This window comes from Streptomyces recifensis, from assembly GCF_002154615.1.
In the GTDB taxonomy this organism is placed as follows: Bacteria; Actinomycetota; Actinomycetes; order Streptomycetales; family Streptomycetaceae; genus Streptomyces; species Streptomyces griseoluteus.
Genome location: NZ_MUNH01000257.1, coordinates 1 through 20,356 on the forward strand (window position 1 = coordinate 1; position 20,356 = coordinate 20,356).

At 71.8% G+C, this 20,356-nt stretch carries 19 protein-coding genes; 18 read left to right on the forward strand and 1 reads right to left on the reverse strand.

Annotation, left to right across the window (positions count from 1 at the left end):
* Positions 1-12: 12 nt before the first annotated feature.
* From CCN33_RS15485 to nusB, 4 genes are all read left to right on the forward strand, one after another.
* Positions 13-678, forward strand: coding sequence for an AAA family ATPase (locus tag CCN33_RS15485; protein ID WP_086694214.1), 666 nt, complete (start codon positions 13-15; stop codon positions 676-678).
* A gap of 70 nt (positions 679-748) precedes the next feature.
* A complete protein-coding gene (locus CCN33_RS15490) occupies positions 749-1,855 on the forward strand; it encodes an aminopeptidase P family protein (protein WP_086694202.1) in 1,107 nt (368 codons plus the stop codon).
* 49 nt (positions 1,856-1,904) lie between these two features.
* Positions 1,905-2,471: an elongation factor P gene (gene efp, locus CCN33_RS15495; RefSeq protein WP_030810617.1), complete on the forward strand. Its 567-nt coding sequence runs from the start codon at positions 1,905-1,907 to the stop codon at positions 2,469-2,471.
* 2 nt (positions 2,472-2,473) lie between these two features.
* On the forward strand, positions 2,474-2,902 hold the full coding sequence (nusB, locus tag CCN33_RS15500) for a transcription antitermination factor NusB (RefSeq protein WP_086694203.1): 429 nt from the start codon (positions 2,474-2,476) through the stop codon (positions 2,900-2,902).
* A 190-nt stretch (positions 2,903-3,092) separates the two neighbouring features.
* Here nusB and bldD read toward each other — a convergent pair whose 3' ends face one another.
* A complete protein-coding gene (bldD, locus tag CCN33_RS15505; RefSeq protein WP_018549006.1) occupies positions 3,093-3,593 on the reverse strand; it encodes a transcriptional regulator BldD in 501 nt (166 codons plus the stop codon).
* A gap of 252 nt (positions 3,594-3,845) precedes the next feature.
* Between bldD and pyrR the strand changes: the two genes are divergently transcribed.
* The 14 genes from pyrR to CCN33_RS15575 form a co-directional block, all read left to right on the forward strand.
* Positions 3,846-4,418 carry a bifunctional pyr operon transcriptional regulator/uracil phosphoribosyltransferase PyrR gene (gene pyrR, locus CCN33_RS15510; protein WP_086694204.1) on the forward strand — a complete coding sequence of 191 codons (573 nt, stop codon included), beginning with the start codon at positions 3,846-3,848 and terminating at the stop codon, positions 4,416-4,418.
* 91 nt (positions 4,419-4,509) lie between these two features.
* Positions 4,510-5,490, forward strand: a complete 981-nt coding sequence (locus CCN33_RS15515) for an aspartate carbamoyltransferase catalytic subunit (RefSeq protein WP_086694205.1) — start codon at positions 4,510-4,512, stop codon at positions 5,488-5,490.
* Between the two features lie 5 nt (positions 5,491-5,495).
* Positions 5,496-6,782, forward strand: a complete 1,287-nt coding sequence (locus CCN33_RS15520) for a dihydroorotase (RefSeq protein ID WP_086694206.1) — start codon at positions 5,496-5,498, stop codon at positions 6,780-6,782.
* Positions 6,779-7,363 (forward strand): PH-like domain-containing protein, encoded by a 585-nt coding sequence (locus CCN33_RS15525; RefSeq protein WP_208621766.1) that lies wholly within the window; start codon positions 6,779-6,781, stop codon positions 7,361-7,363. The genes CCN33_RS15520 and CCN33_RS15525 overlap by 4 nt, the downstream gene beginning before the upstream one ends.
* Positions 7,360-8,514, forward strand: coding sequence for a glutamine-hydrolyzing carbamoyl-phosphate synthase small subunit (gene carA, locus CCN33_RS15530; RefSeq protein WP_086694207.1), 1,155 nt, complete (start codon positions 7,360-7,362; stop codon positions 8,512-8,514). Before CCN33_RS15525 ends, carA begins: the two co-directional genes overlap by 4 nt.
* Positions 8,507-11,815, forward strand: coding sequence for a carbamoyl-phosphate synthase large subunit (gene carB / locus CCN33_RS15535; RefSeq protein WP_086694208.1), 3,309 nt, complete (start codon positions 8,507-8,509; stop codon positions 11,813-11,815). The genes carA and carB overlap by 8 nt, the downstream gene beginning before the upstream one ends.
* A gap of 78 nt (positions 11,816-11,893) precedes the next feature.
* A complete protein-coding gene (locus CCN33_RS15540) occupies positions 11,894-13,000 on the forward strand; it encodes a quinone-dependent dihydroorotate dehydrogenase (protein ID WP_086694209.1) in 1,107 nt (368 codons plus the stop codon).
* Positions 12,997-13,836, forward strand: coding sequence for an orotidine-5'-phosphate decarboxylase (gene pyrF / locus CCN33_RS15545; protein ID WP_086694210.1), 840 nt, complete (start codon positions 12,997-12,999; stop codon positions 13,834-13,836). Before CCN33_RS15540 ends, pyrF begins: the two co-directional genes overlap by 4 nt.
* Positions 13,837-14,092: 256 nt before the next feature.
* Complete coding sequence (locus tag CCN33_RS15550; RefSeq protein WP_030810589.1) at positions 14,093-14,416, forward strand: integration host factor; 324 nt, start codon at positions 14,093-14,095, stop codon at positions 14,414-14,416.
* A 60-nt stretch (positions 14,417-14,476) separates the two neighbouring features.
* Positions 14,477-15,070, forward strand: coding sequence for a guanylate kinase (gene gmk, locus CCN33_RS15555; protein WP_086694211.1), 594 nt, complete (start codon positions 14,477-14,479; stop codon positions 15,068-15,070).
* A gap of 85 nt (positions 15,071-15,155) precedes the next feature.
* The gene (gene rpoZ / locus CCN33_RS15560; RefSeq protein ID WP_030810584.1) at positions 15,156-15,428 is read left to right on the forward strand and encodes a DNA-directed RNA polymerase subunit omega; all 273 of its coding nucleotides are present in this window, start codon (positions 15,156-15,158) and stop codon (positions 15,426-15,428) included.
* Positions 15,429-15,513: 85 nt separating this feature from the next.
* The gene (gene coaBC / locus CCN33_RS15565) at positions 15,514-16,761 is read left to right on the forward strand and encodes a bifunctional phosphopantothenoylcysteine decarboxylase/phosphopantothenate--cysteine ligase CoaBC (protein ID WP_107483945.1); all 1,248 of its coding nucleotides are present in this window, start codon (positions 15,514-15,516) and stop codon (positions 16,759-16,761) included.
* Between the two features lie 263 nt (positions 16,762-17,024).
* On the forward strand, positions 17,025-18,233 hold the full coding sequence (gene metK / locus CCN33_RS15570) for a methionine adenosyltransferase (protein WP_086694212.1): 1,209 nt from the start codon (positions 17,025-17,027) through the stop codon (positions 18,231-18,233).
* Positions 18,234-18,344: 111 nt separating this feature from the next.
* Positions 18,345-20,356, forward strand: a 2,012-nt coding sequence (locus CCN33_RS15575) for a primosomal protein N' (protein WP_086694213.1), incomplete at its 3' end; no start/stop codon positions are given.

The following is a 20,356-nucleotide window of genomic DNA, read 5'->3' on the forward strand; positions in this document are numbered from 1 at the left end:
CCCCAGCACCCGGTGGTCCCGCCGCCCGCGCCCGAGGTCTCCGGGCATGTGACGTTGCCGCCCGGCGGCCCCGTCGGCGTTCCCGCGGCGCCGCCCCACCTGACCGCGCCCGACCCCTCGGCCACCACGCTCGCCGTGCTGCTGATCGGTCCGGCGGGGGCGGGCAAGACCAGCGTGGCCAAGTACTGGGCCGACCACCGACGGGTGCCCACCGCCCACATCAGCCTGGACGACGTCCGCGAGTGGGTCCGCTCCGGCTTCGCCGACCCGCAGACCGGGTGGAACGACCACTCCGAGGCCCAGTACCGCCTGGCCCGCCGCACCTGCGGCTTCGCCGCTCGCAACTTCCTGGCCAACGGGATCTCCTGCATCCTCGACGACGCCGTCTTCCCGGACCGCCCCGTCGTGGGGCTCGGCGGCTGGAAGCGCCATGTGGGCCCCGGCCTGCTCCCGGTGGTGCTGCTGCCGGGGCTGGACATCGTCCTGGAGCGCAACGCCGAGCGCTCGGGCAACCGCCGCCTCACCGACGAGGAGGTGGCCCGCATCCACGGCCGCATGGCCGGCTGGTACGGCTCCGGGCTGCCCATCATCGACAACTCCCAGCTGGACGTCCCCGGCACCGCACGGGTCCTCGACGAGGTGCTGGCCCGCGCGATCGCCAGCCCGCCGAACTGGTAGGGGCACCGGCCGCACCCCACTCGGCCCCCGCCAACCGGCACAAACCGGGCAGAACTTCTACGCTCGTCTCATGTCAGAGGTGTACGCGACCCGCCGATCCCGGCTGAGGGAACGCTGCAACGCGGCCGGTACCGCGGCAGCGCTCATCTCCCGCCCCGCCAATGTGCGCTACCTGGCGGGCGCCGCGCCCCAGGGCGCCGTCCTGCTGCTCGGCAGGGAACAGGACCAGCTGGTGTGCCCCGTCCCGCCGGAGGACCGGCCCGAGGGCGGGCGCCCCGACGAGTCCCTGGTCCTGCACATCCTGTCCACGCCCGGCCGCGACCCGGCCGTGGCCGCCGCGGGCCTGGCCGGGAGCCAGGGCAGCGAGGCCCTCGCCGTGGAGGAGCACCACCTCACCGTCGCCCGGTACCGCGCCCTGGACGCCGTGGCGCCCAAGGTGCGCCTCGCCGGGCTCGGTACGGCCGTGGAGCAGCTCCGGCTGATCAAGGACGAGGAGGAGATCTCCTGTCTGCGCATCGGCGCAGAGATCGCCGACCAGGCCCTCGGCGAGCTGCTGGAGTCCATCCTGGTCGGCCGCACCGAGCGCCACCTCGCGCTGGAGCTGGAGCGCCGGCTGGTCGATCACGGTGCCGAGGGGCCCGCCTTCCCGACCTCGGTCGCCACCGGCCCCAACTCCGGGCGCCCGGGCCACCGTCCCACCGACCGGCGGGTGGAGGAGGGCGACTTCCTCTCCGTATGCCTGGGCGCCGCCTACCGCGGTTACCGGTGCGAGATCGGCCGGACCTTCGTGATCGGCACCTCGCCGGCCGACTGGCAGGTCGAGCTGTACGACCTGGTCTTCGCTGCCCAACGGGCCGGTCGCGAGGCCCTCGCGCCCGGTGCCGCCTGCCGTGACGTGGACCGTGCCGCGCGCCAGGTGCTGGACTCCGCCGGGCACGGCGCGGCCCTCCAGGCGGCCACCGGACACGGGGTCGGGCTCGAAATCGACGAGGACCCGCAGCTCGCCCCCGCGGCCATGGGTAAACTTGACGCTTGCGTGCCGGTCACCGTCGAGCCGGGGGTCCACCTTCCGGGCCGGGGCGGAGTCCGGATCGATGACACGCTCGTCGTCCGCCCCGAGGCGGACGGCGGACCCGAGCTACTCACCATCACGACCAAGGAACTGCTCGCCCTGTAGACAGGTGCGTGCGCCGGGGTCGTACGTCAGTCCAGGAGATTCCGCAACCGTGGCTTCCACGAACGACCTCAAGAACGGCATGGTGCTCAAGCTCGACGGGGGCCAGCTTTGGTCCGTCGTCGAGTTCCAGCACGTCAAGCCCGGTAAGGGCCCGGCCTTCGTGCGCACCAAGCTCAAGAACGTCCTCTCCGGCAAGGTGGTCGACAAGACCTTCAACGCCGGTGTCAAGGTCGAGACGGCCACCGTCGACAAGCGCGACATGCAGTACTCGTACAAGGACGGCGAGTACTTCGTCTTCATGGACATGGAGACGTACGACCAGCTCCACATCGACCCGAAGGCCGTCGGCGACGCCGCGAACTTCCTGATCGAGGGCTTCACCGCCGTCGTCGCCCAGCACGAGGGCGAGGTGCTCTTCGTGGAGCTGCCGGCCGCCGTCGAGCTGGTCATCCAGGAGACCGAGCCGGGCGTCCAGGGCGACCGCTCCACCGGTGGCACCAAGCCCGCCATCCTGGAGACCGGCCACCAGATCCAGGTCCCGCTCTTCATCACCACCGGCGAGAAGATCAAGGTCGACACCCGCACGAGCGACTACCTCGGCCGGGTGAACAGCTAACCGTGGCCGCCCGCAACACGGCCCGCAAGCGCGCCTTCCAGATCCTCTTCGAGGGTGACCAGCGCGGCACCGACGTCATCACGGTCCTCGCCGACTGGGTCCGGCTCTCCCGGAGCGACACCCGGCAGCCGCCCGTCAGCGAGTACACCATGCAGCTCGTCGAGGGGTACGCCGAGCGTGCCCGCCGCATCGACGACCTGATCGCCCAGTACGCGGTGGGCTGGACGCTCGACCGCATGCCGGTCGTCGACCGCAACCTGCTGCGCCTCGGCGCGTACGAGCTGATCTGGGAGGACGAGACCCCGGACGCGGTCGTCCTCGACGAGATGGTGCAGCTCGCGAAGGAGTTCTCGACGGACGAGTCGCCGGCCTTCGTGAACGGCCTCCTGGGCCGCTTCAAGGAGCTCAAGCCAGGCCTGCGGCGCGAGTAGTTCTTCGCCGGAGAGCGCCGTTGGGGCGCGGAGGGACTTCGTGTGCCGGTCCGTTCGGGCCGGTCGCGCAGTTCCCCGCGCCCCTTCGGGTTTCTCCGGGCCTGCCATGCCAAAAAGGCCGCCGGGGTGGCAGGGAAGGTCTCCCCGCCACCCCGGCGGCACGTTTCTGCTGCTGAAACCGGCGGAGCGGTCAGCTGTCCTCGTGGGCGACCGCGCGGCGCGCGTCCGCGTCCAGGACGCCCCAGCTGATGAGCTGCTCGGTGAGGACCGAGGGGGACTGGTCGTAGATGACGGCGAGGGTGCGCAGGTCGTCCTGGCGGATCGACAGCACCTTGCCGTTGTAGTCACCGCGCTGGGACTGGATCGTCGCCGCGTACCGCTGGAGGGGGCCCGCCTTCTCGGCCGGCACGGTGGCCAGCCGCTCCAGGTCCAGGACCAGCTTCGGCGGCGGCTCGGCGGCCCCGCCCGGCGTGGTTCCCGGCAGCAGCTCCTGCACCGGAACGCCGTAGAAATCGGCCAGCTCGGCCAGGCGCTGTACGGTCACGGCACGGTCGCCGCGCTCGTAGGAACCGACCACCACGGCCTTCCAGCGCCCCTGGGACTTCTCCTCGACACCGTGGAGGGAAAGGCCCTGCTGGGTGCGGATGGCCCGGAGCTTGGCCCCGAGCTGTTTGGCGTATTCGCTGGACATATAGCTCCCCGGACACTGTGTAGACGCGGGCGGCAGGTGATCCCACCGCGCGGCTGGTAACTCACTGTGAGGTTACGCAGCGTGATTCTCCTGCGTCAAGCCGAATGGTCCACACCGACTCTTCCGTGGTAGTGGCCGCCCATTGGGCCAAGCGGGTGAAGAAGCCGCTCCGGCGACCTGCTAGGGTGGTTGGCGCAAATCCGACGTCCTTTAAAGTCCGTCCCGTGAGGCGGAGAAGGAGGTCCGTTTCGTATGGACACGCACGCCAATCCGCTGAACTCCGATGCCCGGCCCGTACTCGAAGGCCCGGACATCGCTCGCGTTCTGACCCGCATCGCCCACGAGATCGTCGAACGCGCCAAGGGCGCCGACGACGTGGTGCTCCTCGGCATCCCCACGCGAGGCGTCTTCCTCGCCCAGCGGCTCGCCGTCAAGCTGGAGCAGGTCACCGGCCGGAAGATTCCCGTCGGCTCGCTCGACATCACGATGTACCGCGACGACCTGCGCATGCACCCCCCGCGCGCCCTCGCCCGCACCGAGATCCCCGCTGAGGGTGTCGACGGCCGCCTGGTCGTCCTCGTCGACGACGTCCTCTTCTCCGGACGCACCATCCGCGCCGCCCTCGACGCCCTGAACGACATCGGGCGCCCCCGCGCGGTGCAGCTCGCCGTCCTCGTCGACCGCGGACACCGGGAACTCCCGATCCGCGCCGACTACGTCGGCAAGAACCTCCCCACGTCGCTGCGGGAGACGGTCAAGGTCCAGCTCGCTGAGGAGGACGGACGGGACACCGTGCTGCTCGGTGCCAAGTCTGCCGACCAGTAGCGCTCACGGGTGCCCGGCCGCCTCGGCGCGCCCTGACGCACCCCGGCCCGCCCGAAACCTCCCGTATTAACTGCCTTACGGAGCCTGACAGATGCAGCGTCATCTCATCTCGGCCGCCGACCTCACCCGCGACGACGCCGTCCTGATCCTCGACACCGCCGAGGAGATGGCCCGGGTCGCGGACCGGCCGATCAAGAAACTGCCGACCCTGCGCGGCCGCACGGTCTGCAATCTCTTCTTCGAGGACTCGACCCGCACCCGGATCTCGTTCGAGGCCGCCGAGAAGCGCCTCTCCGCCGACGTCATCAACTTCGCCGCCAAGGGCTCCAGCGTCTCCAAGGGCGAGTCCCTGAAGGACACCGCCCAGACGCTGGAGGCGATGGGCGTGGACGCCGTCGTCATCCGGCACAGCGCCTCCGGCGCCCCCTACCGCCTCGCCAACTCCGGCTGGATCGACGCCCCCGTCATCAATGCCGGCGACGGCACCCACCAGCACCCCACCCAGGCCCTGCTGGACGCCTTCACCATGCGCCGCCGCCTGATCGGCGCCGACGCCGGCCTCGGCCGGGACCTCGACGGCAAGCGCGTCACCCTCGTCGGCGACGTCCTGCACAGCCGGGTCGCCCGCTCCAACGTGGACCTGCTGCACACCCTGGGCGCCGAGGTCACCCTGGTCGCGCCGCCCACCCTGCTGCCCGTCGGCGTGGAGACCTGGCCCTGCGAGGTCTCCTACGACCTGGACTCCACGCTGCCCAAGTCCGACGCGGTGATGATGCTCCGCGTCCAGCGCGAGCGGATGAACGCCGCGTTCTTCCCCACCGAGCGCGAGTACTCCCGCCGCTACGGCCTCGACGGCGACCGCATGGCCAAGCTGCCGGAGCACGCCATCGTGATGCACCCCGGCCCGATGGTCCGGGGCATGGAGATCACCGCCGAGGTCGCCGACTCCGACCGCTGCACGGTCGTGGAGCAGGTCGCCAACGGCGTCTCCATCCGCATGGCCGTCCTCTACCTGCTGCTCGGCGGCAACGAGCCCGCCGGCACCGCCCACCTTCGTACCGAGGAGAAGTAAGACCCATGAGCAAGATCCTGATCCGTGGTGCGAAGGTGCTCGGGGGCGAGCCGCAGGACGTACTGATCGACGGCGAGCTGATCGCGGCGGTCGGCACCGGGCTGAGCGCCGAGGGCGCGGAGGTGGTCGAGGCCGACGGCAAGGTGCTGCTGCCGGGCCTCGTCGACCTGCACACCCATCTGCGCGAGCCGGGCCGCGAGGACTCCGAGACGGTGCTCACCGGCACCCGCGCCGCCGCCTCCGGCGGCTTCACCGCCGTCTTCGCCATGGCCAACACCTTCCCCGTCGCCGACACCGCCGGCGTGGTCGAGCAGGTCTGGCGGCTCGGCAAGGAGTCCGGCTACTGCGACGTACGCCCCATCGGCGCCGTCACCGTGGGCCTGGAGGGCAAGAAGCTGGCCGAGCTGGGCGCCATGCACGACTCGGCCGCCCAGGTCAGCGTCTTCTCCGACGACGGAAAGTGCGTGGACGACGCGGTGATCATGCGCCGCGCCCTGGAGTACGTGAAGGCGTTCGGCGGGGTCGTCGCCCAGCACGCCCAGGAGCCCCGGCTCACCGAGGGCGCCCAGATGAACGAGGGCGTCGTCTCCGCCGAGCTGGGCCTGGGCGGCTGGCCGGCCGTCGCCGAGGAGTCGATCATCGCGCGGGACGTGCTGCTCGCCGAGCACGTCGGCTCCCGCCTGCACATCTGCCACCTCTCCACGGCCGGCTCGGTGGAGATCATCCGCTGGGCCAAGTCCCGCGGCATCGACGTCACCGCCGAGGTGTGCCCGCACCACCTGCTCCTGACCGAGGAGATGGTGCGCACCTACAACCCCGCCTACAAGGTCAACCCGCCGCTGCGCACCGAGCGCGATGTGCGCGCCCTGCGCGAGGCGCTGGCCGACGGCACGATCGACATCGTCGCCACCGACCACGCCCCGCACCCGCACGAGGACAAGGACTGCGAGTGGGCCGCGGCCGCCATGGGCATGGTCGGCCTGGAGACCGCCCTCTCCGTGGTGCAGGAGACCATGGTGGAGACCGGCCTGCTGGACTGGGCCGCGGTCGCCGACCGGATGTCCTTCACTCCGGCCCGGATCGGCAGCGCCACCGGCCACGGCCGCCCGGTCGCCGCGGGCGAGCCCGCCAACCTCACCCTCGTGGACACGGCCTACCGTGGACAGGTGGACCCCGCGCGCTTCGCCTCGCGCAGCCGCAACACCCCCTACGAGGGCCGCGAGCTGCCGGGCCGTGTCACCCACACCTGGCTGCGGGGCAAGGCCACGCTCATGGACGGGAAGCTCACGTGACACCTGCAACTCAGCTCGCCGTATCGCTCGCCAGCGGGCTGGCGGACGAGAAGAAGTCGGCCGCGGTGACCGACTGGGCCGCCCGCCTGGGCTGGCTGGTCGGCCTGGCCCTCTTCGTCGCCCTCGTCTACTGGCTGATGCGCGAGGGCTGGAAGTGGCGCGGCACCCTCCAGAGCGACCTGCCCGCACTCCCCGAGGTGCCGGACGACCTCGGCGCCGAGAAACTGACGATGAGCGGCCGCTACCACGGCTCCACCACCGCCGGGCAGTGGCTGGACCGGATCGTGGCCCACGGCCTGGGCTCCCGCAGCCGGGCCGAGCTGACCCTCACCGCCGCGGGGCTGGCCGTCGGGCGTCCCGGCGCCACCGACTTCTTCATCCCCGCCGGAGCGCTGCGCGGCGCCCGGCTCGACAAGGGCATCGCGGGCAAGGTCCTCACCGAGGGCGGACTGCTCGTGGTGACCTGGGCACACGGCGAGAAGCTGATCGACTCCGGCTTCCGCTCCGACCACGCGGCCGAACACACCACCTGGGTCGACACCCTGAACCAGATGACCAACCACACGGAAGGCGCACGATGACGACCTCCACCAGGGGAGCCGCCAGGACTCCCGCCGTACTCGTCCTGGAGGACGGCCGTACCTTCCGCGGCCGCGCCTACGGGGCCGTGGGGGAGACCTTCGGCGAGGCCGTGTTCTCCACCGGCATGACCGGCTACCAGGAGACCCTGACCGACCCCTCCTACGACCGCCAGATCGTCGTCGCCACCGCCCCCCAGATCGGCAACACCGGCTGGAACGACGAGGACGACGAGTCCGGCCGCATCTGGGTCTCCGGCTACGTGGTGCGCGACCCCGCGCGCGTGCCGTCCAACTGGCGCTCCCGGCGCTCCCTGGACGACGAGCTGACCGCCCAGGGCGTCGTCGGCATCAGCGGCATCGACACCCGCGCCCTCACCCGTCACCTGCGCGAGCGCGGCTCCATGCGCGCCGGCATCTTCTCCGGCGAGGCGCTCGCCCCCGACGCCGAACTGGTGCGGCGGGTGCAGGCCCAGCCGCACATGAAGGGCGCGAGCCTCTACGAGGAGGTCGCCACCAAGGAGGCGTACGTCGTCCCCGCGGTCGGCGAGAAGAAGTTCACCGTCGCCGCGATCGACCTCGGCATCAAGGGCATGACCCCGCAGCGGATGGCCGAGCGCGGCATCGAGGTCCACGTGCTCCCGGCGACCGCCACGGCCGAGGACGTCTACGCCGTGGAGCCCGACGGCGTGTTCTTCTCCAACGGCCCCGGTGACCCGGCCACGGCCGACGGCCCGGTGGCCCTGATGACCGCCGTGCTGGAGCGGAAGACCCCGCTGTTCGGCATCTGCTTCGGCAACCAGATCCTCGGCCGCGCCCTCGGCTTCGGCACCTACAAGCTGAAGTACGGCCACCGGGGAATCAACCAGCCCGTCCAGGACCGCACCACCGGCAAGGTGGAGGTCACCGCGCACAACCACGGCTTCGCCGTCGACGCGCCGCTGGACAAGGTCAGCGAGACGAAGTTCGGCCGCGCCGAGGTCTCCCACGTCTGCCTGAACGACGACGTGGTGGAGGGTCTCCAGCTCCTCGACCAGCCGGCCTTCTCCGTGCAGTACCACCCCGAGGCGGCGGCCGGTCCGCACGACGCCGCCTACCTGTTCGACCGCTTCACGTCTTTGATGAGCACCGTCCGGGAGGGCCAGCGTGCCTAAGCGCTCCGACATCCAGTCCGTCCTGGTCATCGGCTCCGGCCCGATCGTCATCGGTCAGGCCGCCGAGTTCGACTACTCCGGCACCCAGGCGTGCCGCGTGCTCAAGGCCGAGGGCCTGCGCGTGATCCTGGTCAACTCCAACCCGGCGACGATCATGACCGACCCGGAGATCGCCGACGCCACCTACGTCGAGCCGATCACCCCCGAGTTCGTCGAGAAGATCATCGCCAAGGAGCGCCCCGACGCCCTCCTGCCCACCCTCGGCGGCCAGACCGCCCTGAACACCGCCATCTCGCTGCACGACAGCGGGGTGCTGGAGAAGTACGGCGTCGAACTGATCGGCGCCCGGCCCGAGGCGATCCACAAGGGCGAGGACCGCGACCTCTTCAAGGGTGTCGTGGAGGAGGTCCGCAAGAAGACCGGCCACGGCGAGTCCGCCCGCTCGGTCATCTGCCACACCATGGACGACGTCCTCGGCGGCGTGGAGACGCTCGGCGGCTACCCCGTCGTCGTCCGCCCCTCCTTCACCATGGGCGGCGCCGGCTCCGGCTTCGCCCACGACGAGGACGAGCTGCGCCGCATCGCCGGCCAGGGCCTCACCCTCTCCCCGACCACCGAGGTGCTCCTGGAGGAGTCCATCCTCGGGTGGAAGGAGTACGAGCTGGAGCTGATGCGCGACAAGAACGACAACGTCGTGGTCGTCTGCTCCATCGAGAACTTCGACCCGATGGGCGTGCACACCGGCGACTCGATCACCGTCGCCCCCGCGATGACGCTGACCGACCGCGAGTACCAGCTGCTGCGCGACGTCGGCATCGCCATCATCCGCGAGGTCGGCGTCGACACCGGCGGCTGCAACATCCAGTTCGCCGTCAACCCCGAGGACGGCCGGGTCATCGTCATCGAGATGAACCCGCGCGTCTCGCGGTCCTCCGCGCTCGCCTCCAAGGCCACCGGCTTCCCGATCGCCAAGATCGCCGCCAAGCTGGCCGTCGGCTACACGCTGGACGAGATCCCGAACGACATCACGCGGGAGACCCCGGCCTCCTTCGAGCCCACCCTCGACTACGTCGTCGTCAAGGCCCCCCGGTTCGCCTTCGAGAAGTTCCCGCAGGCCGACTCCACGCTGACCACCACGATGAAGTCGGTCGGCGAGGCCATGGCCATCGGCCGCAACTTCACCGAGGCTTTCCAGAAGGCGCTGCGCTCGCTGGAGAAGAAGGGCAGCCAGTTCACCTTCATCGGTGACCCCGGCGACAAGAAGGCCCTCCTCGAAGAGGCGGTACGCCCGACCGACGGCCGGATCAACACCGTCATGCAGGCGATCCGTGCGGGTGCCACCCCGGAGGAGATCTTCGAGTACACGAAGATCGACCCCTGGTTCGTGGACCAGCTCTTCCTCATCAAGGAGACCGCGGACGAGCTGGCCGAGGCGTCCGAGCTGACCGCCGAGCTGCTCGCCGAGGCCAAGCGGCACGGCTTCTCCGACCTCCAGATCGGTGAGATCCGGGGTCTGCGCGAGGACGTCGTCCGCGAGGTCCGGCACGTGCTCGGCATCCGCCCGGTCTACAAGACGGTCGACACCTGCGCCGCCGAGTTCGCCGCCCGGACGCCGTACTTCTACTCCTCCTACGACGAGGAGAGCGAGGTCGCGCCGCGCGAGAAGCCCGCCGTGATCATCCTCGGCTCCGGGCCCAACCGCATCGGCCAGGGCATCGAGTTCGACTACTCCTGCGTCCACGCCTCCTTCGCGCTCTCCGACGCCGGGTACGAGACCGTGATGGTCAACTGCAACCCGGAGACCGTCTCCACCGACTACGACACCTCCGACCGGCTCTACTTCGAGCCGCTCACCCTGGAGGACGTGCTGGAGATCGTGCACGCGGAGTCCCTCGCCGGCCCCGTCGCCGGTGTGGTCGTGCAGCTCGGCGGGCAGACCCCGCTGGGCCTCGCGCAGGCGCTGAAGGACAACGGCGTGCCGGTCGTCGGCACCCCGCCCGAGGCCATCCACGCAGCCGAGGACCGCGGCGCCTTCGGCCGCGTGCTCGCCGAGGCCGGCCTGCCCGCCCCCAAGCACGGCACCGCCACCACCTTCGCCGAGGCCAAGGCCATCGCGGACGATATCGGCTACCCCGTCCTGGTCCGCCCCTCCTACGTCCTCGGCGGACGCGGCATGGAGATCGTGTACGAGGAGGAGCGGCTCTCCGCGTACATCGAGGAGTCCACCGAGATCAGCCCGTCCCGGCCGGTCCTCGTGGACCGCTTCCTGGACGACGCCATCGAGATCGACGTCGACGCCCTCTACGACGGCGAGGAGCTGTACCTCGGCGGCGTCATGGAGCACATCGAGGAGGCCGGCATCCACTCCGGCGACTCGGCGTGCGCCCTGCCCCCCATCACGCTGGGCGGCTTCGACATCAAGCGGCTGCGCGCCTCCACCGAGGCCATCGCCAAGGGCGTCGGCGTCCGCGGTCTGATCAACATCCAGTTCGCCATGTCGGGCGACATCCTCTACGTCCTGGAGGCCAACCCCCGCGCCTCCCGCACGGTCCCCTTCACCTCGAAGGCGACCGCGGTCCCGCTCGCCAAGGCCGCCGCCCGCATCTCGCTGGGCACGACCATCGCGGAGCTGCGCGCCGAGGGCCTGCTGCCCGCCACCGGCGACGGCGGCGAACTCCCGCTGGACGCGCCGATCTCCGTCAAGGAGGCCGTGATGCCCTGGTCCCGCTTCCGGGACATCCAGGGCCGCGGTGTGGACACCGTGCTCGGCCCGGAGATGCGCTCCACCGGCGAGGTCATGGGCATCGACTCCGTCTTCGGCACGGCGTACGCCAAGTCGCAGGCGGGCGCGTACGGCCCGCTGCCCACCAAGGGCCGCGCGTTCATCTCGGTCGCCAACCGCGACAAGCGCTCGATGATCTTCCCGGCCCGCGAGCTGGTCGCGCACGGCTTCGAGCTGCTGGCCACCTCCGGCACCGCCGAGGTCCTCAAGCGCAACGGCATCAACGCCACCGTCGTGCGCAAGCAGTCCGAGGGCACCGGCCCGAACGGCGAGCGGACCATCGTCCAGCTCATCCACGACGGCGAGGTCGACCTCATCGTCAACACGCCCTACGGCACCGGCGGCCGCCTCGACGGCTACGACATCCGCACGGCGGCCGTGGCCCGCTCGGTGCCCTGCCTGACCACCGTCCAGGCGCTCGCCGCCGCCGTCCAGGGCATCGACGCCCTCGGCCGCGGGGACGTGGGCGTCCGCTCCCTCCAGGAGCACGCGGAACATCTGAACGCGGCCCGCGACTAGCCGCGCCGAGGGGGACACCGGAAACGGTGTCCCCCTCTTCATGAGCCACGCCCGCCCCCGCCTTCGAGGACTTTCCCCATGTACAAGCTGTTCTTCCGGCTGATCTTCCAGCGGATGGACCCGGAACAGGCCCACCACCTCGCCTTCCGCTGGATCCGTCTGCTCGCCCGCATCCCGGTCCTGCGCACCTTCGCCGCCGCCGCGCTGGCCCCCCGGCACGAGGAACTGCGCACCGAGGCCCTCGGCCTGCGCATGCACGGCCCCTTCGGCCTCGCCGCCGGCTTCGACAAGAACGCCGTCGGCATCGACGGACTCTCCATGCTCGGCTTCGACCACGTCGAGATCGGCACCGTCACCGGCGAGGCCCAGCCCGGCAACCCGAAGAAGCGGCTGTTCCGGCTGGTCGCCGACCGCGCCCTGATCAACCGCATGGGCTTCAACAACGAGGGCTCCCTCGCCGTCGCCGCCCGCCTGGCCTCCCGGCGCCCGGTGTTCCGTACCGTCGTCGGCGTCAACATCGGCAAGACCAAGGCCGTCCCGGAGGCGGACGCGGTCGCCGACTACGTGAAGTCCGCCGAGCGGCTCGCCCCGCACGCCGACTACCTCGTGGTCAACGTCTCCTCCCCGAACACCCCCGGCCTGCGCAACCTCCAGGCCACCGAGGCGCTGCGCCCGCTGCTCGGCGCCGTGCGCGAGGCCGCCGACCGCGCCACCGGCGCCCGCCGCGTGCCGCTCCTGGTGAAGATCGCCCCCGACCTCGCGGACGAGGACGTCGACGCCGTCGCCGACCTGGCCGTGGAACTCGGCCTGGACGGCATCATCGCGACCAACACCACCATCGCCCGCGAGGGCCTCGGCCTGCGCTCCGCGCCCTCGGTGGTCAAGGAGACCGGCGGGCTCTCCGGCGCGCCCCTGAAGGAACGCTCGCTCCAGGTGCTGCGCCGCCTGTACGCGCGCGTGGGCGACCGCATCACCCTGGTGGGCGTGGGCGGCGTCGAGACCGCCGAGGACGCCTGGCAGCGCATCCTGGCCGGCGCCACCCTCGTACAGGGCTACAGCGCCTTCGTCTACGAGGGCCCCTTCTGGACCCGCGCCGTGCACAAGGGCCTCGCCGCCCGGCTCAAGGCCAGCCCCTACGCCACCCTCGCCGACGCGGTCGGCGCCGACGTCAGGAACCCCGCATGACCGAGCCCTTCGGTACCCGTCTGCGCCGCGCCATGGACGAGCGCGGCCCGCTGTGCGTCGGCATCGACCCGCACGCCTCGCTGCTCGCCGACTGGGGCCTGAACGACGACGTGGCCGGCCTGGAGCGGTTCGGCCGCACGGTCGTGGAGGCCGTCGCCGACCGGGTCGCCGTCGTGAAGCCGCAGAGCGCGTTCTTCGAGCGGTTCGGCTCGCGGGGTGTCGCCGTCCTGGAGCGCGTCGTCGAGGAGACCCGCGCGGCGGGTGCCCTGGTCGTGATGGACGCCAAGCGCGGCGACATCGGCTCCACCATGGCCGGGTACGCGGAGGCGTTCCTGCACAAGGACGCCCCGCTGTTCTCGGACGCCCTCACCGTCTCCCCGTACCTGGGCTACGGCTCGCTCGCCCCGGCGGTCGAGCTGGCCCGCGAGAGCGGCACCGGGCTGTTCGTGCTCGCGCTGACCTCCAACCCGGAGGGTCCCGAGGTGCAGCACGCGGTCCGCGCGGACGGGCGCAGTGTCGCCGCGACCGTGCTGGCCCACCTCGCCGCCGAGAACGCGGACGCCGAGCCGCTGGGCTCCTTCGGCGCCGTCGTGGGCGCCACGGTGGGGGACCTGTCGTCCTACGACCTCGCCATCAACGGGCCGCTGCTCGCCCCCGGTGTCGGTGCCCAGGGCGCCACCCCGGCGGACCTTCCGGCGGTGTTCGGGAGCGCGGTGGGCAACGTGGTGCCGAACGTCAGCCGGGGCGTGCTGCGGCACGGGCCCGACATCGCGGCGCTGCGGGCGGCCACGGCGGCCTTCGCGGACGATATCCGGGCCGCCGTCGCGGGCTCCTGAGCACCGCGGACGGGCTCGGCCGGGGGTCCGAGAGGCGAATACATCCCCGAATCGTGGGCAGTATGCCCGAAAAGTCCGTCCTCACGGAGGCTGACCAGGACTTTTCCGCTGTTCTCGCTGACTCCGGCGGACATGCCCGCTAGTCTCCGAGGCAGTGAGAGCGGGCGAGCGTGTTGCTCGTGGCTCCCCAGGTGTGGGGCGACTAGGTTCCTCACCGGTCCGTATCCGACAGTTCGACATCCGAGGTGACGTAGGCGTGGCTCTTCCGCCCCTTACCCCTGAACAGCGCGCAGCCGCGCTCGAAAAGGCCGCCGCGGCTCGCCGGGAGCGGGCCGAGGTCAAGAATCGACTCAAGCACTCCGGCGCCTCGCTGCACGAGGTCATCAAGCAGGGCCAGGAGAACGAGGTCATCGGCAAGATGAAGGTCTCGGCCCTGCTGGAGTCCCTGCCGGGCGTGGGCAAGGTCCGCGCCAAGCAGATCATGGAGCGTCTGGGTATCTCCGAGAGCCGCCGTGTCCGCGGCCTCGGTTCCAACCAGATCGCCTCCCTGGAGCGTGAGTTCGGCAGCACCGGCTCCTGAGTCCGGGCGCTGCCCGGACCGGAGTCCCGGACACTCCGGGATTGCTGGAATAATCGCTGCATGGCTGGAACATTCCGGGGGACGTCCCCCGTACCCCCGGACGCACGTCCGCGGCTGACCGTGCTCTCCGGCCCCTCCGGGGTCGGCAAGAGCACGGTCGTCGCCCATATGCGCAAAGAGCACCCCGACGTCTGGCTGTCGGTGTCCGCGACCACCCGCAGGCCGCGGCCCGGCGAGCAGCACGGCGTCCACTACTTCTTCGTCACCGACGAGGAGATGGACAAGCTGATCGCCAACGGCGAGCTGCTGGAGTGGGCCGAGTTCGCCGGCAACCGCTACGGCACGCCCCGCGCGGCCGTGCTGGAGCGGCTGGAGAAGGGCGAGCCGGTACTGCTGGAGATCGACCTCCAGGGCGCCCGGCAGGTCCGCGAGTCGATGTCCGACGCCCAACTGGTCTTCCTCGCCCCGCCGTCCTGGGACGAGCTGGTGCGCAGGCTCACCGGCCGGGGCACCGAACCGCCGGAGGTCATCGAGCGCCGGCTGGAGGCGGCCCGGACGGAACTGGCCGCCGAGCCCGAGTTCGACGTCACCCTGGTCAACACCTCCGTCGAGGACGTGGCCGGGGAGCTGCTAGCCTTGATGGACGTTGTGTGATCGTGACCGCCGTCCATCGACAGGACCTACCGGTCACGGTGCCCCACACCGACTGATTTCTTTCCCACCCATCGGAAGGCAGAGCGTGTCCTCTTCCATCACCGCGCCCGAGGGCATCATCAACCCTCCGATCGACGAGCTCCTCGAGGCCACCGACTCGAAGTACAGCCTGGTGATCTACGCGGCCAAGCGCGCCCGTCAGATCAACGCGTACTACTCGCAGCTCGGTGAGGGCCTCCTCGAGTACGTCGGTCCGCTCGTCGACACCCACGTCCACGAGAAGCCGCTCTCGATCGCGCTGCGCGAGATCAACGCCGGTCTGCTGACCTCCGAGGCCATCGAGGGCCCGGTCCAGTAGTTCCCTCCGCTCGCGGTCGTATGTGCAGACCGCGGTCGACTTGTCCACAGGCCCGGCAGTCATGCTGCCGGGCCTGTGGTGTGTCATGGGTGTCAAAGGTTCTCGAAAGTCCGGGGAGACGGTGGAGACGGTGGACAAGCCGAAGGTCGTGCTGGGCGTCAGCGGGGGCATCGCCGCGTACAAGTCCTGTGAGCTGCTCAGACGGTTCACCGAGTCGGGGCACGACGTGCGGGTGGTGCCGACCGCCTCGGCGCTGCACTTCGTCGGCGCCGCCACCTGGTCCGCGCTGTCCGGCAACCCGGTCTCCACCGAGGTGTGGGACGGCGTCCACGAGGTGCCGCACGTCCGCATCGGGCAGCACGCCGACCTCGTGGTGGTAGCGCCCGCCACGGCCGACATGCTCGCCAAGGCCGCGCACGGTCTCGCCGACGACCTGCTCACCAACACCCTCCTCACCGCGCGCTGTCCGGTGGTCTTCGCCCCGGCGATGCACACCGAGATGTGGGAGCACCCCGCCACCCAGGAGAACGTGGCCACCCTGCGCCGCCGGGGCGCGGTCGTCGTCGAGCCCGCCGTGGGCCGCCTCACCGGCGTCGACACCGGCAAGGGACGGCTGCCCGACCCGGCCGAGATCTTCGAGGTGTGCCGCCGGGTGCTGGCGCGGGGCGTGAGCGAACCCGACCTCGCGGGCCGCCACGTGGTGGTCTCGGCGGGCGGCACCCGGGAACCGCTCGACCCGGTGCGCTTCCTCGGCAACCGCTCCTCCGGCAAGCAGGGGTACGCCCTCGCCCGGACCGCCGCCGCGCGCGGGGCCCGCGTGACCTTGGTCTCGGCCAACGCCTCCCTGCCCGATCCGGCCGGGGTGGACATCGTGCACGTCGGCACCGCCGTCCAGCTCCGCGAGGCGGTGCTCAAGGCGGCCGCCGACGCCGACGCCGTGGTCATGGCCGCCGCCGTCGCCGACTTCCGCCCGGCGGTCTACGCGAGCGGGAAGATCAAGAAGAAGGACGGCCAGGAGCCCGAGCCGGTCGCCCTGGTCCGCAACCCCGACGTGCTCGCCGAGGTCTCCGCCGAGCGCGCCCGCCCGGGCCAGGTCGTCGTCGGCTTCGCCGCCGAGACCGACGACGTGCTCGCCAACGGCCGCGCCAAGCTGGCCCGCAAGGGCTGCGACCTGCTGGTGGTCAACGAGGTGGGGGAGCGCCGCACCTTCGGCTCGGAGGAGAACGAGGCGGTGGTCCTCGGCGCCGACGGCACCGAGACGGCCGTGCCGCACGGGCCGAAGGAGGCCCTCGCGGACACCGTCTGGGACCTGGTGGCGGCCCGGCTGGGCTGAGCGGCTGGGCCGTTCGGGGCGGCGCGTTTTCGGCCACCCGGAGTCTTTTTTTCACACCGCGATGGCGCGTGGCGGATCTGTTCAAGGCCACGCTCCAGCGTGCAGAATGCCTGTGCCGCAGGTCACAGCGTTCTCGCTGGGCGAGAACGGGTGGCCCTGCGGCCAGGTGCGACCGATAAACTGTTCACGGACGACGTTGGGCGCAGCTCCCGACGTGGTCCTTCAATGATCAGCCAGCAGCCGCTGCAACCCCAGGGAGCGTTGTGTCCCGTCGCCTGTTCACCTCGGAGTCCGTGACCGAAGGTCACCCCGACAAGATCGCTGACCAGATCAGCGACACCATTCTCGACGCGCTTCTCCGCGAGGACCCCTCGTCCCGCGTCGCCGTCGAGACGCTGATCACCACCGGCCTGGTGCACGTGGCCGGCGAGGTCACGACCAAGGCTTACGCGCCCATCGCCCAGTTGGTGCGCGAGAAGATCCTCGAGATCGGCTACGACTCCTCCAAGAAGGGCTTCGACGGCGCCTCCTGCGGCGTCTCGGTGTCCATCGGCGCGCAGTCCCCGGACATCGCGCAGGGCGTCGACACGGCGTACGAGTCGCGGGTCGAGGGCGACGAGGACGAGCTGGACAAGCAGGGCGCGGGCGACCAGGGCCTGATGTTCGGCTACGCCTCGGACGAGACGCCGACGCTGATGCCGCTGCCGATCTTCCTGGCGCACCGCCTGTCCAAGCGCCTCTCCGAGGTCCGCAAGAACGGCACCATCCCCTACCTGCGCCCCGACGGCAAGACCCAGGTCACCATCGAGTACGACGGCGACAAGGCCGTCCGTCTCGACACCGTGGTGGTCTCCTCCCAGCACGCCTCCGACATCGACCTCGAGTCGCTGCTCGCGCCCGACATCCGCGAGTTCGTGGTCGAGCCCGAGCTGAAGGCCCTGCTGGACGAGGGCATCAAGATCGACACCGAGGGCTACCGCCTGCTGGTCAACCCGACCGGCCGCTTCGAGATCGGCGGCCCGATGGGTGACGCCGGCCTCACCGGCCGCAAGATCATCATCGACACCTACGGCGGCTTCGCCCGGCACGGTGGCGGCGCCTTCTCGGGCAAGGACCCGTCCAAGGTGGACCGCTCGGCCGCGTACGCGATGCGCTGGGTCGCCAAGAACGTGGTGGCCGCGGGCCTCGCCTCGCGCTGCGAGGTCCAGGTCGCCTACGCGATCGGCAAGGCCGAGCCGGTCGGTCTCTTCGTGGAGACCTTCGGCACCGCCAAGATCGACCCCGAGAAGATCGAGAAGGCCATCGACGAGGTCTTCGACCTGCGTCCGGCCGCGATCATCCGCGACCTCGACCTGCTGCGCCCGATCTACGCCCAGACGGCGGCCTACGGTCACTTCGGCCGTGAGCTCCCCGACTTCACCTGGGAGCGCACCGACCGCGTCGACGCCCTGCGCAAGGCCGCCGGCGTCTGATCCGCACCGCGTGAACCGGGGCCCGGCCTCCCTTCGGGGACGCCGGGCCCCGGCATGTTCCGGGTGCCTCGGCGGGCGGTGCTGTCAGTGGTCTTTGGTAAGAATGCAAGCGTGAGCAGCGACAACGGGCCGGGGGACGGCGGGGCCGAGGGGCCGCCGCCGGAGCAGCTCGCGCTCATCCGGGAGAGCGTGCGCGGCGCCGACGTGCCGCGCGCCAAGCCGCGCACCTGGCGGGGGGCCGCGCTCGCCAAGGACCGGCCGGTCGCGCGGGTGCTCGTCGACAAGGGCGTCCTGCATCTCGACCGGTACTTCGACTACGCGGTGCCCGAGGAACTGGACGCCGACGCCCAGCCCGGCGTCCGGGTCCGGGTGCGGTTCGGTGCCGGGCGGCACCGGGTGCGGGACGGGCGGCGCGAGGGCGGCGGCCTGATCGACGGCTACCTGATCGAGCGGCGGGACGAGTCGGACTACGCGGGACCGCTCGCCGCCCTCGCCCAGGTCGTCTCCCCGGAGCCGGTGCTCGGCGAGGAACTCCTCGGGCTGGCCCGCGCCGTCGCCGACCGGTACGCGGGCAGCCTCGCCGACGTACTGCAACTGGCCCTGCCGCCGCGCAGCGCCCGCGCGGAGAAGCGCGCCTCCCCGGAGCCCCTGCCCGCGCCCCCCGCTCCGGACGCGGGCACCTGGGCCCGCTACGAGCACGGTCCCGCCTTCCTCGACGCCCTAGCCTCCGGCGGCTCGCCCCGTGCGGTGTGGAACGCGCTGCCCGGACCCGAGTGGAGCGAGGAGATCGCCCGCGCCGTCGCCGCCACCCTCGCCTCCGGACGCGGCGCCCTGGTCGTCGTCCCCGACGGGCGGACCGCCGCGCGGGTCGACGCCGCGCTGACCGCCCTGCTCGGCAAGGGCCGCCACGCGCTGCTCACCGCCGACGCGGGACCCGAGAAGCGGTACGCGCAGTGGCTCGCGGTCCGGCGCGGCTCCGTACGGGCGGTCGTCGGCACCCGCGCCGCCATGTTCGCCCCCGTGCGGGACCTCGGCCTCGTGGCCGTCTGGGACGACGGCGACGACAGCCACAGTGAGCAGCACGCGCCCCAGCCGCACGCCCGCGACGTCCTGCTGCTGCGCGCCTCCCTCGACAAGTGCGCCTTCCTGGTGGGCAGCCGGAGCTGCACGGTGGAGGCCGCGCAGCTCGTCGAGAGCGGCTGGGCACGGCCGCTGACCGCGGGACGCGACCAGGTCCGCCGCACCGCGCCGCTGGTACGCACCGTCGGGGACACCGACCTCGCCCGTGACGAGGCCGCGCGTGCCGCCCGGCTGCCCAGCCTCGCCTGGCAGGCCGTCCGGGAGGGGCTCAGGACCGGCCCGGTGCTGGTGCAGGTGCCCCGGCGCGGATACGTACCCCGCCTCGCCTGCGCCCAGTGCCGGGCGCCCGCGCGGTGCGCGCACTGCGCCGGGCCGCTCCAGGCGCAGGACGCGGGAGCGCTGCGCTGCGAGTGGTGCGGGCGCGAGGAGCACTCCTGGCACTGCCCCGAGTGCGGCGGCTTCCGGCTGCGCGCCCAGGTCGTCGGCGCCCGCCGTACCGCCGAGGAACTGGGGCGCGCCTTCCCCGCCGTGCCGGTGCGCACCTCCGGGCGCGAGCACGTGCTCGACACCGTGCCGGACGCGCCCGCGCTGGTCGTCAGCACGCCCGGCGCCGAGCCGGTGGCCGAGGGCGGTTACGCGGCGGCGCTGCTGCTCGACGGCTGGGCCATGCTCGGCCGCCCGGACCTGCGCTCCGGCGAGGACGCGCTGCGCCGGTGGATCGGCGCCGCCGCGCTGGTCCGGCCGCAGGGCGACGGCGGGACCGTGGTGGTCGTGGCCGAGCCGACGTTGCGGCCCGTGCAGGCGCTGGTCCGCTGGGACCCCGTCGGGTTCGCGGTCCGGGAGCTGGCCGAACGGGCCGAGCTGGGGTTTCCGCCGGTGTCCCGGATGGCCGCGGTGTCCGGGACGGCGGAGGCGGTCGCGGAGTTCCTCGCGGCCGTGGACTCACCCCCGGACGCGGAGGTACTGGGGCCGGTGCCCCTGCCGCCGACCCTGCCCGGCCGGCCCCGCCGCCCCGGCGCGCCCCCGCCGGGGGAGCAGTGGGA

Coding starts and splice junctions, on each gene's coding strand:
- CCN33_RS15490 (WP_086694202.1), top strand. CDS start 749: ATGTCAGAGGTGTACGCGACCCGCCGATCCCGGCTGAGGGAACGCTGC.
- bldD (WP_018549006.1), bottom strand. CDS start 3,593: ATGTCCAGCGAATACGCCAAACAGCTCGGGGCCAAGCTCCGGGCCATC.
- pyrR (WP_086694204.1), top strand. CDS start 3,846: ATGGACACGCACGCCAATCCGCTGAACTCCGATGCCCGGCCCGTACTC.
- CCN33_RS15515 (WP_086694205.1), top strand. CDS start 4,510: ATGCAGCGTCATCTCATCTCGGCCGCCGACCTCACCCGCGACGACGCC.
- CCN33_RS15520 (WP_086694206.1), top strand. CDS start 5,496: ATGAGCAAGATCCTGATCCGTGGTGCGAAGGTGCTCGGGGGCGAGCCG.
- carA (WP_086694207.1), top strand. CDS start 7,360: ATGACGACCTCCACCAGGGGAGCCGCCAGGACTCCCGCCGTACTCGTC.
- CCN33_RS15540 (WP_086694209.1), top strand. CDS start 11,894: ATGTACAAGCTGTTCTTCCGGCTGATCTTCCAGCGGATGGACCCGGAA.
- pyrF (WP_086694210.1), top strand. CDS start 12,997: ATGACCGAGCCCTTCGGTACCCGTCTGCGCCGCGCCATGGACGAGCGC.
- gmk (WP_086694211.1), top strand. CDS start 14,477: ATGGCTGGAACATTCCGGGGGACGTCCCCCGTACCCCCGGACGCACGT.
- coaBC (WP_107483945.1), top strand. CDS start 15,514: ATGGGTGTCAAAGGTTCTCGAAAGTCCGGGGAGACGGTGGAGACGGTG.